The sequence below is a fragment of the Mongoliibacter sp. genome, from assembly GCF_007692705.1.
Lineage (GTDB): Bacteria > Bacteroidota > Bacteroidia > Cytophagales > Cyclobacteriaceae > Mongoliibacter.
This window is the reverse complement of record NZ_REBN01000207.1, coordinates 1-13,278: the sequence shown is the minus strand read 5'-3', so window position 1 is coordinate 13,278 and position 13,278 is coordinate 1. Positions and strand designations below refer to the sequence as shown.

The 13,278-nt window shown below is 42.0% G+C and carries 6 protein-coding genes; 4 read left to right on the top strand and 2 right to left on the bottom strand.

Annotation, left to right across the window (positions count from 1 at the left end; translation table 11 throughout):
• Positions 1–66: 66 nt before the first annotated feature.
• From EA341_RS14685 to EA341_RS14670, 4 genes are all read left to right on the top strand, one after another.
• The gene (locus EA341_RS14685) at positions 67–807 is read left to right on the top strand and encodes a LytTR family DNA-binding domain-containing protein (protein WP_293015879.1); all 741 of its coding nucleotides are present in this window, start codon (positions 67–69) and stop codon (positions 805–807) included.
• 181 nt (positions 808–988) lie between these two features.
• Positions 989–1,465, top strand: a complete 477-nt coding sequence (locus tag EA341_RS14680; RefSeq protein ID WP_293015877.1) for a nucleoside deaminase — start codon at positions 989–991, stop codon at positions 1,463–1,465.
• Between the two features lie 18 nt (positions 1,466–1,483).
• Positions 1,484–2,029: a hypothetical protein gene (locus EA341_RS14675; RefSeq protein WP_293015875.1), complete on the top strand. Its 546-nt coding sequence runs from the start codon at positions 1,484–1,486 to the stop codon at positions 2,027–2,029.
• Between the two features lie 124 nt (positions 2,030–2,153).
• The gene (locus EA341_RS14670; RefSeq protein ID WP_293015873.1) at positions 2,154–3,416 is read left to right on the top strand and encodes an FAD/NAD(P)-binding oxidoreductase; all 1,263 of its coding nucleotides are present in this window, start codon (positions 2,154–2,156) and stop codon (positions 3,414–3,416) included.
• Between the two features lie 61 nt (positions 3,417–3,477).
• Here the strand turns inward: EA341_RS14670 and EA341_RS14665 are convergent, their stop codons facing one another.
• Complete coding sequence (locus EA341_RS14665) at positions 3,478–7,749, bottom strand: hypothetical protein (protein ID WP_293015871.1); 4,272 nt, start codon at positions 7,747–7,749, stop codon at positions 3,478–3,480.
• Positions 7,750–7,781: 32 nt separating this feature from the next.
• Positions 7,782–13,151 (bottom strand): hypothetical protein, encoded by a 5,370-nt coding sequence (locus tag EA341_RS14660; RefSeq protein ID WP_293015869.1) that lies wholly within the window; start codon positions 13,149–13,151, stop codon positions 7,782–7,784.
• Between the last annotated feature and the right edge of the window lie 127 nt (positions 13,152–13,278).

Genomic DNA, 13,278 nt, shown 5'->3' with positions numbered 1-13,278 from the left:
AGTCGGGACAGGCTATCCCGAAAAACCGGGACAAGTTATGTCAATTGAAAAGAAAATTATAATCATATGAAAATCAATTGTATAGCGGTAGATGATGAACCATTGGCCCTGGATCTTATCACAAAATTTATAGAGCAAACCTCTTTTCTTGAGTTGGAGGAGAAATTCGACAATGCGATTCAAGCTTTGGGCTACCTCAATTCCAATCATGTAGATCTTGTTTTTTTGGATATACAGATGCCAGACCTTTCCGGAATGGAATTGGCAAGAATTCTTGATGGCAAAAATCAGATCAAAAAACCAAAAATAATTTTCACGACTGCTTACAATCAATTTGCCATTGAAGGATATAAAGTAGATGCACTGGATTATTTGTTGAAACCCTATAGCTATGAGGAGTTTCTAAAAGCAGCTACAAAAGCGTATCAGTTTTATGAAAATCAGGGGGAAGCCTCCTCTGGGCTGAGAAATCAGGACAAAGCAGCTGATTATATTTTCTTAAAAGTTGAATATCAACTCGTAAAAGTAATACTCAAAGACATCACCCATATAGAAGCCTACAAAGACTATGTGAAGGTTTTTTTAAAGGATAAGCCTAATCCTTTGTTATCTTTGACCAGCATGAAAAACATGGAGGAACTACTACCCGGTGACTCATTTATGCGCATTCACAGATCCTTCATTATCAATTTAGATCATATCGATTCAGTCACGAGGAATATTGTCAATATAGGTAAGAATCAGATTTCTGTAAGTGACAACTACAAAGAAGACTTTTTGCAATTCATGAACAAGTGGATGAGATAATTTTGGCTTAAAAAATATTTTAAGAATTTTTATTACTATTTTTATAAAAAAACAATCGTTTGACACAGAATCAAAAACTTTTAATTTGGAATTCAGTTAATTATTTTGAACATTATCGGCAATAAGACGTATTTTTGTCTTTAGAACCACGGGATTTTCATTCAATAATTTTAAATTTCACATGACTGAAAGACAAAGATCATTTATGAAAATGGCCATTGACCTATCGAGGTCAGGTATGCTTGAAGGTAAAGGGGGTCCATTTGGTTGTGTGATCGTAAAAGGAGACCAAGTGGTGGGAATAGGTTCAAATTCTGTCTCATCTACCAATGATCCAACAGCCCATGCAGAAGTAGTAGCAATCAGGGACGCATGTAAAAACCTAGGCCATTTTCAATTGGACGGTTGTGAAGTATATACATCATGTGAGCCCTGCCCAATGTGTTTGGGTGCTATTTATTGGGCAAGGCCAAGTAAGGTCTATTATGCCAATGATAAGAATGATGCTTCGGATGCAGGTTTTGACGACCAGTTTATCTATGAAGAAATTGAAATGGATTACAGCGAAAGGAAAATCCCATTTCAGCAATTGATGAGAAATGAGGCCAAAACGGTCTTCGAAGAATGGGTTGAAAAAGAAAATAAAACTTTATATTAAAATCAAACACCAACAATTATGAAAAAGATAAGTATGTTTTTGATAACTGCCGGAATAGCTTTTACAGTAGCTTGCTCTGGTGGTAAGAGTGAAGAAGAAAGATACGTCTACGAAGGAGACAAAATCGTAGATGAGGTAACAGGCGATGAGTATTACATGGAAGAGGATGACGTCATAACTGTAAAACACACAGACGGAACTACTGAGAAATTAGCTATTGATGAAACTCCTTTTTATGAATCGGCTCTTTCTGAGGAATATATACAAAGCCTTGAAGCAAGGTATCTTGAGAGAAAAGAAAACCTTTTGAGTGAAAAGAAAGAAATGCTGAAAGAGGCCAGAAGATCTAGGTATGCTGAGTTTTCGGATGATGAACTCATGAAGAGGTTTCAGCAAGCACATAAAGACAACCTGGACATGACGCGCCAAATGGATATGATGGCTGAATTGGTAGACCGAGGCTTGGTTGCTGATGATGAAGCGGCAGATTTATTGGAAATTGACCCAAAAATGGTTGATCTGGATATTGAAATTGATGAACCAGTTGAGAAAGTAGACAATTAAACTGAATCTCAAAATAAATTAAAGCCCCTTTTCATTCAGAATAGGGGCTTTTTCTATGTGAGAAATATCACTGTTTACCGATACATCAGGTTTTAGCTTTACTTCCAAATCAAACCCAAAAGCCATGACCCATTTCAATGTTATGATTATCGGCGGAGGAACAGCAGGTATTACTGTTGCAGCCCAAATGACCAGAAAGGATAAATCCCTCAAAATCGGACTAATAGAACCTTCAGAAAAGCATTATTACCAACCTGCCTGGACATTAGTAGGAGCAGGAACATTTGACTTTAAAAAAACTGAGAGGAAAGAAGCTGATTATATTCCCAAAGGCGTAGAATGGATAAAGGATTACGCTTATTCATTTGATCCTGAAAACAATAAAGTCACTACTAAGAATGGTTCAGAATATACTTACGACTATTTGGTTGTAGCTCCTGGGCTTGTCGTTGACTTTAGTCTCCTTCCGGGATTAAAGGAAGCAATGGAAACAGATTCTGTTGGAAGTATTTATACAGACCCGGAAAGTTTTTGGGAAAAACTACAGAATTTCAAAGGAGGTAATGCAGTTTTCACCCAAGCCAGCACACCTATTAAATGCGGGGGGGCTCCACAAAAAATCATGTACCTGTCTGAACACTATTTCAGAAAGAAAGGCATCCGTGATAAAGTCAATGTGATTTTTGCTACGCCGGGAACAGTAATATTCGGAGTTAAGGAAATCGCAAAAACATTGAATAAAATCATCATTGATAGGGATATCAATTTGAAAACATATTATGCCCCGATAAAAATAGATGGAGTAAAGAAAGAAATCACTTATCGATTTACAAATAGTCATCTTCAAAACTGTGCAATGGTAGTAGACAGTAATCTCGGAGAGGATATTGTGGGAGAATCAGAAATCAAGATGAAATATGATTTACTTCACCTTGCACCACCTCAAAGAGCCCCTGATTTCATCATTGAATCACCTTTTTCTTATCAAGAAGGTCCTAATAAAGGATGGTTAGAGGTAGATCATTATACACTACAGCACAAAAAATTCCCTAATGTATTTGGACTTGGTGATGTCGTAGCCTTACCAACAGCCAAAACGGGGGCGGCAGTACGTAAACAAGCTCCGGTGGTTGTGGAAAATATTTTCAATTTGATAAAATCCAATTCTCTTGGAGAAAGCAAGTACGAAGGGTATTCATCATGTCCTTTGGTAACCGGATATGGCAAAATGGTCCTAGCAGAATTCAAATACAATAATGTCAGAGACAGTGATCCTGTCATTTCCAAATTGGTAGACACCAATAAGGAGCAATACTCCATGTGGATTCTGAAGAAATATGGGCTGCCTTTTATGTATTGGAACCTGATGTTGAAAGGAAGGGCTTGATGAAAGCCAAAAAGAAATAAATCAAAAAAACCTGTTTCACTTGAAACAGGTTTTTTTGATCTCAATAATTTTCACAGGTGGGGCAACAGACAAAAGGAACCTTTGTCAAAGGAGAAGTCCTTAAAATCCTAAAATGTCCTAGTCCTTGTGAAAGCGGCGCCTGATTTTCATGTGGATGGGAACCGGATTTAAAATCTCCCGTCCACTGATTGCCTGCAAATCCGGCAAAGCTATTAGTCCCTCTTCTCATGTTTCTGAGATGCTCGGAAAAGTTGGTAATGTTGCCAAACACCTCTACAACAAGTACACTTAAAGGGCTGTCTTCTGGAAGCCCCATACTTTTCAACATGTCAGCAATTTCCAGGCTTGAATATGCCGAAGTCCCCATAGGATGGAGATTTTTATGCAAAGAAAGAAATGCTCCAATATCTATTATCTCGGGTTTGAATTCAAAACTTGTTGGCTGAGGAGAAATACCCGCCGGATTGAATGAAAAGGACTGTAGTTTTTCCTGAATTTCCGAAACTTTTTGTTCCTTTTCTCTTTCAAAATCATGTCTCATCATCTTTTCTGAAAGCAAGATATTTCTGTAATCAAGTCCGTCTGCCTGTTTTACCTGCGTATATAGCAAAGACCATAGGCTAGTTCTGGGAGGTTTGGCAGTAACATTTTTGCCTTTCAAGACCGCTTTGGCAAATGGCGCACTGACATAAAGGGAAGTTTCATCCCTGGTAACGCTACAAAAAAGATTAGGACAGGGATGTTGGATTCCGGTCACCCGAATCGGCTTCCCAAATCTACCTTGGGCAGTAGACCATAGGTTGTCTTCCTGTTCTGCCCAATGCGTATGACCCACCCTGAATTCATAAGTGAAAAAACCGAACATTTCAGGACTCTCCGAATGTAGACCAGGAGGTAATGGCAGGATGTAGTGTCTATCACTATCACTTGCCTTTGTCATGGGTTGCATGGCATCCAATCCTGCCATATCATCAGATTGACCGGGCACGACAATTCGGGTGAATTCTGGTGCTATAGGCAGTTCAGATTCTTCCGGAGCGGCAAATTGATCCAAATTATTGGAAGCCAATAACTGATCAGGAGAATTGGCCAAAACACGGCAAAAATAAGTATCATCTGGACTTTCGATCGCTTCTTCAAACTCAACCCAAAGGTGTTTTTTCCTTGCTTCTGTACTGCTATAATCCTCAGACCTTAGGTAGGGAGAAAAAGCCAAACCCACTGAAACAATTTTAGGAATCTGGGAAGGCCTCAATACTGTGGGAAGTTTCAGATCTTCTGCTTCGATTTTATCTATCTGTGCATGTCCCGTCCTGGCATTTGGAGTGATGGAATAATCTACCCAAAGTTCATCAGGAAACCTTGGATCATTATTGGATACCGACCTTCGAAAGGGAGACTTCGGCTCTATCGCATCAATATACACTATTCGGGTAAATCCTCTTTCCACCCTACCAAACCTATTGGGCTGCAAAGATTCAAAAGAAGCTGTCTCCATAAATTCTATATCTCCTACATTTGATTCTATGATGGGTGCAGGAACCCCTGATGGGTACGAAATACTTAGACCAAGTACTTCCCTTAGTTTTCTCTGTAGAATCTGTTGAGGAGTAAAATTACCCGCTGCTGCTTCTATCATATCCCGTCTGAAAGCTGTGGATTTCCCAATACTAAAAGCCGTGGTTTGCAAGCCATCCCATGTCCAGTCTCTATTGACCTGATAACTCAAGCAGCCCAGCCAATGGTCCTGCAATTCTGACCTGCTGGCAAAAGTCACACTGCTGCCGTCAGGGGCAAGGGAATGTCTGATTCTGGAGCTAACCCCAAAAACTACCCTTTCCCCTTTTGGGGCATAAAGAGTCATTCCTTTTGCCTTTAAGCCCAAAGCCATGGCAAGACGCTGCACGATATCTGGAATTTCCTGCTTCCTGTTATTGAGCAAGTGAAACTTCAAAAGGTCTTTAAGATTACCTTTGACTAAGGGGATTTCATTAGCCCTTAAAAACAAGGCTTGATGGGTAGGAATATTTTTGTAAGGTATCAATAGGTTTTCCTCTACCTCAGTTTCTTTGTAAAACATAAACTGAAGCGCTTTCCCATACCTGCTGTCCAGTTCATGATCTCCTTCATTGACCATTCCAAAATAAACCTGATCATCAACACCTCCACTATCTGCCACAGCTCTGATGCCTAATCTAATATGCCTGCCCTTAGGTAGCACTATTTCCTGCATGGCGTCCAAATTTGCTTTTCGGAGATCATCTCTCAAAAAGGGATTGGCAGGCTCACCTAGATTAAGCACAGGCACATCAATAAATGTGATGGGAACTTCCATGCCTTCCTCATAGTCATCCGAAAACTTCCTGTGGGTAGTATATAAGGTGATATAGTTTTCATTGCCCTCTTGACTGAGCTGATTGTCCATCTGAAGGGTCTTTACTTCTACCCTGATCTCTACTGTGTTGGCATCAGGATCAGGAATTCCCAACACCAGTTGATCATCCGTATTGAAATCCAGGTCCTTGAGCATCTGTATGGGATCCTGTCCCCTTTGCTGGTATTTATCGGTCAAAACCACCGCCGGATACTCCATTAAAGGCCTTTGTATCCTCAACACCTGCCCATCATTAAAGGATTGCTCCTCCAGATCAGCCGAATTAAAGTATTTGCCCTGTAACTTGGAAACATGCTCCGGCTTTTCAATCCTCAAGGTATCCGGTGCTACATACCTTTTAAAAGATACTGTTGTCTGAGGTGAAGGACCGGCCTGCAAGGGTTCGTCTTCCAAAGAAGGTCCACCCCCACTAAGGTCTGCCATTCTAATTCTGAATTGATATGTTTTGCCATAACGCAACTCAGTTTGAATTTCCGGTGAAGCCATGACATCGTTTTTCTCTGTACTCCTATCCTCTTCCTTTGGATTGTCCCTATCATCAATTATGGCTTTATTCTCCCTATCATTTTTATAAATCTCTATGGCATCTCTGTCTTCTACCGCAAGACTTTTTCCTATCCAACTGGCAAAATACATAGGTAACCAATATGGGTTGGGCTGAAGGGTTCGCTTTTTGGAGGGATATACCTGATGTGGCAATTCTACAGTCTTATCCTCCAGGGTATCAGCCAGAGCCAGCACTCCTTTGTTGTAAAAAGCTTTATTGAGATTCTCCCATTCAGCTCCCTCTACCTGCTCTCTTACGTCTATTTTATAGCCTGCAACCCCGAGAGGAGCATCTACTCTCTTTCCATTGCCAGGAGTGTCTGCTTCATTTTCCACCAACTGCCTGACATACCATATCAAAATCTGTTCATCATCCCAGGCTAGCCTTATTCCTGATTCGTATTGAGGATGGATACCATCCGGGTTTTCCTTCAGGATATCTGTACTCACAGCCTGACCTGCATGGACTATTTTTGCAAATCCATCATTGTACACAATGCTTTCCCTAAACAGTGCATCCCAAGGTGCCGGTGGGACAACTTCAAATTCTGTCTGCCCACTTCTTCTGTACAAGACCGGGAAAAGGATAGGTGCAAATACAGGTCTTGGACTATCTTCCTCCAGTTTTGGAATTCTGGCAGCATACCTTTTGATCAGAGGACCATCATCATGCTCCAGAGACAAGTCCTGCACTGATGCCCAGGACTGATTGTTGACCTCCACATACAAATATCCCCCATTGGCTATTTCATCTGCTTCCAATGCTATACTGGACTCATAAATCATCCCACATCCCTCTGCCAAAAGGGGTTGTTTGAGGATGTAAGCAAACACTTTTCCCCAACTCAATTCCCTCTTGGGCTGGTAATCGGTGATTTCGTCTACCTCTTTTTTCAGTGCACATTCGTAACTGTCATCAGTTACCGCATTGGGATGGGCCGGTCGGGTAAAGTTGAAACTTTTTCGGTAACTCTCGGGGAGGAATTTTTTCACGCTTAGGTTTAAAGGGAGCACATCTCCCAATCTATCTCCTGTATCAGAAATATTCTCTACTCCAAAAATCTCCGCGATAGCTTGGATAGTTTCTATCTTTCTGTCACTGGACTTGATTCCTGCACTGACCATTCTTGGTTGCCTCTGAGCAGCTGATGCATTGCCCAATGGAAAGTCATCAAGGCCACTGACAAAAGCCAAAGAAAACTCTGGTTGTAGTTCGGCAAATGGAGGTACTTCCTGTACAGGGCTCAGTCCAACCTGAAAGGCTTCAAATGGATTATGGTTCCTAGGGATGATAACTATATTGACGTGAAGGTTTTTCCCATCAAATCTTTGAGGGAATACCATCGTAGTGAATGCTCTGAATTTTTCCATGATGATTAATGATTAAAAATGATAGATACTCCTCAGGCAATCTGCCTTCTTTCTTGCCAAGTTTCCTCAAAACTGATGTCGATCACAAAGCAGATGCTGATTTCGAGTCCAAATGTCATGGAAGCTACACACTCCGTCCTGTTGCCTGACCTGGAAACCCCTCCGGCTGCTTCTATATAAATGGTAACTGATACCATTCCCATGGCTAGACTTATTCTTCCTTTGAATAGGATCACAGCCAGTAACTGGAATTTTTTACTGGCGATATACAAATCAGCTCCCACCAAGTAGGTAACACTGACATTCCCTATGACTGGAAGTCCTACAGTAATATTGGCACCAAAGCCAAACTTCATGCGAACACTCGGTCCTGCCTTGGTATCGCAGGCTATCTTAAGATCCACTTTCCCCACGGCGTAAATGGTAGCCGCGCTGACAGTAGCACACATCACCTGCAATCCACCCCTAAACTGCAAAAAGGCTCCAGCAGAAGGAAGCAATTGGTTGGCATCCGAGGTGACTTTCATGGCCGCATTGAAGAAAAACCCTAAAGCCATGGAAGCTTCAAGTCGGAGCGGTGTATTAGGGTCATTGTATAATTCACCCGGAGGAAACTGTATCGTAGGAATTTCCTGTGAGGCTTCAAATTTATATTCCCAAACTTCCCCGGAATTTCCCATGGCTATTTTCAAACCCCTCCTCATAATGTCAGCATAATCACCATTGCCCAATGAAGCCAGTATCTGAAGAATTTCGACTACGGTATCCAACTCTTCGGAAAGCTCCAGCTCAGGCACAGAAATACCATTTGAGGCCAAACCACCTCCGGACAAGTCTCCTTCATAACCCGGCACTTTTCCCTTATACGCATCAAAGTTGCCTTTAATGCTCATCAACCTTTCGAAGCCCGCGAGGTCCACCACCATAGCAACATCCTTGACCCGACTTTTCCAGGAATCTGCAGCATTTTGGGCAAATGAATTGATATCAAAATCCAACTTGGAGTTTTGCTGGGTGCCATTTTTCGGAGTGATTTTGTAATCCATGTAAATCCGCAAAACATTCGGCATATTCACCAGCTCTACTTCGTTGGAGGTCGGCATTTCAAAAGAAACTGCCTGAGCAATGGTTGGATTTCTGGCTCCCGTCAACAGCTTAAAACCTTGCTCAACAACAGCCTCTCCTGCCTTGACGGGATTGATATCCAAGAGCTCCATGACTTTGATGTTGTTGTCATGAAAATCCACTTCATTGAATGCTGGGACAGCAATATTGGGGTTGTTAGACGTGAAAACTTGATATAAGGGAACCGCAGACCCAAAATCACTATCACTAGCTTTTCCGATATTGGGGAAAATGGTATTGTCCCGCATCAACCTATAAGCATCTGCAAAAAGAGGCGGTGTCTTGCTGAGAAGTTTCTTGGAGTTTCTGGCAAATGAAGGGGTCAGAATCAGTGCTTTTTGCGTAGCAGTAGATTGCAAGAATCCAAAGTTTAAGGTGTCCGGCTGTGGGTTCCTGACAATTTCACTCGGATTGGCCAAGCGTATCAAATTCTTTGATACGACCTCAGGGTCTATCACCTTGTTGAGTATCCATTTTCCAGTTCTGATTACAGGAATAGCTTCATGAACCGGTAACGGAATCACATCTCCTGAACCTCTTTCGTGACAGACCAAGGTCCAACTTCCATCTTTGGGAAGAAAAACCGAACCTTTGGGTGCAATTACAAAAACAGGTAAACCGGAATTATCCTTTGCATGGGTAAAATCTACTCTACTCACCCTCATCTGCTGATCACTCTTGTTGAGATCAATGGTACAATCTATATCAGCCCCTATCACACCTCCTTGCAGGTCGAGCAACTTCACAAACATCTCAGGAGTAAGAGGTACTCCGGCAGGTGCCAACTGAACATAGCCAAGGATCTTTTTGGAAGGCACCCGGCCATTTCGATGTCCTTGAACCACATTTTCAATCTCAATATCAGCATCAAACCAGACCGGCACGCACTTCACGTCTTCGATTTTTGGTGCAGTCAATTGTACCTTCTCTCCGAAAATATTAATGAAATCAGCCCCATTCGGATACTCATTCTTATCATCCAATTCAGGCAATGTGGGGTCTTCTTTGATGTTTTTGACATTGAATAAGCCTGAAATGATACCGGGATGCTGTTCGTAAGGGCTTGGCACACTCTTTAAATCCCCATCCTCGGTATAATTGTATCCAAAATCAAACAAGCCGTCTGACTCAGGTTGCCAACCACTATCTGTGCGGAACACAAACCCATTACCTCCTCTAAGAACCGTAATGGTACGGACCACTCGGATTCCCCAAGGATAAATTAGGCTTTTGACCTGAATGACTTCATGAGCAGTCCGGCCAAGCATGATCTGGAACTTGGCCTGTGAGGTCTGCGCGATGGCCGCAGAAGGACTTTCCCATTCACTGAATGTGCTTGCCCCATATCCTGTGAAGTCCATCCTGGTAAGAGGAACTCCCCTACCGGTCACAGAATGTGGCTCTTTTTGATTTACAAAAAATTCATTATTGAATATATAAGTCACACTATGTCCCAAAGTACTAGTACCGGTAGGGTTTCCACTCCCGTTCAATACATTGGCCAGCTGAACTGTGGCTCCAGCAAACATATTATTATCCGGCAATTGTACATTCCCATTGGATTCAGCATACTTTTTACCATGATTACTAGCAATTGTGACCAAATGAATGCCACCTTGAAGATTCTCGGGGAAAACAGGTCTGACATTTAAAAAAGAAGGTTTGATTTCTTCCCTCGTATTGTTAAATCCCAATAGAGAAAATGCCTTCAGTCCAAAAGGAAGGGTGAAATAAAACTCCAGCCTTGTCATATCTTTTTTAGCAAAGTGCTCTAGCAAAAAGTTACTCAAAGGTATGGGAGCCAAGGGCACAGGGAAAGGACGGTTGTTGAATATCCGCGTAGGACCTCCATCATTAGGATAATAATTGAATCCTCCCTGAGGATCTCCAGGCATGGTGATTTTATTCCCATGCTCATCTTCTACCGCATCAGGTGGGCTGAGGTTATAAAGTGGCTCCCAAGCTACCTGAGGTAAAGTGAAGATTCTTGCCATGGTAGCCGGAAGCTGCACCTGCATGCCTTCAATGATCAACCCTGAATGATTGACCGCCTCAATATTGAAATTCCCTTCGCCATCTGCCTGAGCTAGGCCTGTAGTTTCACGCTGCCTTTCAAAATCAATCCTGCCGTAAATCCCTGCTCCCACAGAAACTCCCAATTGATTTGCATTGCTACTTACATCCAGCAAGGCAAAATAATCCAACATCTTTTGGCCAAACATTCCCTCATATTGGCCTTCATAATCTGGAAGTGAATTCACAAGCCTTTTATCGGGGCTTTTGTTTTTTCTGTTTGCAGCGGACACAACCGTCCTGGAAGTGTTTGGTATAGGATTTCCTGATACGGAAGCTGAAGGATTATTCTGAACGGCAGCAGGTGCAGGCTTTAAGCCTTGCAGCGGGTTAGCGTGGTGAAAACTCACACTCAACTCATCTAACTCTCCTTCTGTAGCCTTTTGGACGAGCTGGCAGATCAACCAATTCTGAATCCCATCAATCCCTCTTTGTATATTGACTCGGGTATCTCTACTCCATCGGTAATTGACTAAATACGGATCTGGAAGCGTAGGCTTGTACCCAAAAAGGCCAAATTGTAAGAAAGTATGGCTTTCCACAATCCTATCCCACTCTCTATTGATTTCTCCAAAAATGATACAAGCATTAACTGGTGAAACAGTAAAAAGACCATTTTCCAAGGCAATAGCTGCTGTTTTGAATTGAGGTACTTTCCGCTCGGGATCATTACCCTTATTATCCCAAAGAATATTTCCATCGTAAAGATAGATTGCATTTTTCTCCTCTGAAGTAATGGTGATAAACACAGAGTTCTTGGTCATAATTTCAAAAGCATGGCCATTAACCTGTACTGGTCTGTCCAGCTTCACCTCCGAGTGTACTTCAGTCATGACCAATTCAAAACCCTCAGCCAACACATTATAGATAAAGGGAATTTCATTCTGAAATGAAAGATGAATTGAAGTTCCATAGGGGTTTAAATCATCCTTGTAATGGTCTATATCATGAAAAGCACCTGACCATTTAGATTGGAGATCAGTGATACAGATCCTCCCCGGGTCCGCCATAAAAAAAGGTTCATTCAACCTGCCGAAATTACCTTGTTGACCCAGGCAGCTTGCCCTTATTCCTTCCTTGCAAAGTACTGAAATTCCACCCGAACCGGCCGCCTTTAACGGAGCATTGACATCGAGAACTGCAGCTGGCAGGGCCCACCATGACTCCTGCAGGGCCGCCTTTCCCTCCAAGGTAAGGTATGGACTCTGTTGGTTCAGTATTTCCAAAAAGTCATTGCTGGCACTTAGTGGGATCATCAAGCGATTGAGTTTGGGATGAAAATAATGACTCCCATCAGCCCTGTATCTGAAATTCATAGACTGTCCATACAATGTCCAAGACGCTCCTCCCAAATTGTGTATTCTTGCATTCCCACCTGCAGTAAATTCAAAATCAAATGAATCGGGAAGTGCAATCTCCAATGCTCGTGCGTCTAAACCAATGACACCTTCGCCCTCGGTTTTATGGTCCGCTTGAACTAACTCCAATGCAACATTTACCGAGTTTTGTCCTGAAATCATCAGGCGGTTATTGAGGATATTTGGCTTAGATTTCAATTTGACATGTCCGTTTGCCACTGAAATGCCAAAATACCTGTCTTGAGGAGCATCTGTAGCAAACAAATCTGCCTTTATCCATATCGATCCTTTTACTATTTCATATTCCTCACGGGCCATATCTTGTAGAGAATTGCCCTGCATATGCTGAATTCTGTTGGTACGCCAAGATCCTGTAAACAATATTGCCGGCAAACTATTCCCTTGCTGATAAAGAGAAATCATTTTTTCGACTCTGTATAAATCAATAAAAATTGACCTGCCATCAATGTGCGGCAAAGGACCATAGCTCATATCAGGTCTTGATCCGGCTGCCCAGGCTGGCATGCTATTGGGCAACTGAGTGCTCCGAACCGGCACCTCTCTTATAAATACTCTTGTTTCTGTAGTTCTTCCAGAGTCCCCCACCTCTCTGATTGCTCTTCTGATAGTCTCCTGCTTCTTTTCATCGGACTTACTCCTTTGGAATAAATCCATTCTGTCTATTACAATAGATTGGTTTCTTATCTGGGAAATATCTTGTTTTGACAGGGCTGCTATTGTCAGCGGTAAAGATTCTTCCCAGTCTTTTCGCTGCTGATTTGTAAAAGTCCCCAACTGGCCAAACAAAGAGGACAACAGTTCCTGAATGTGCTGCATTTTTTCCATGGCATAAAAACATAAAAGATGAAAACTGAATGCAACTTTTCTATTTCCCCAAAAAATTTATGCCTTCATTTTAAAAACTCTCAACCTCAACGCATAAGCAGCAACAAAAAAGAAGCTTAAACATTTG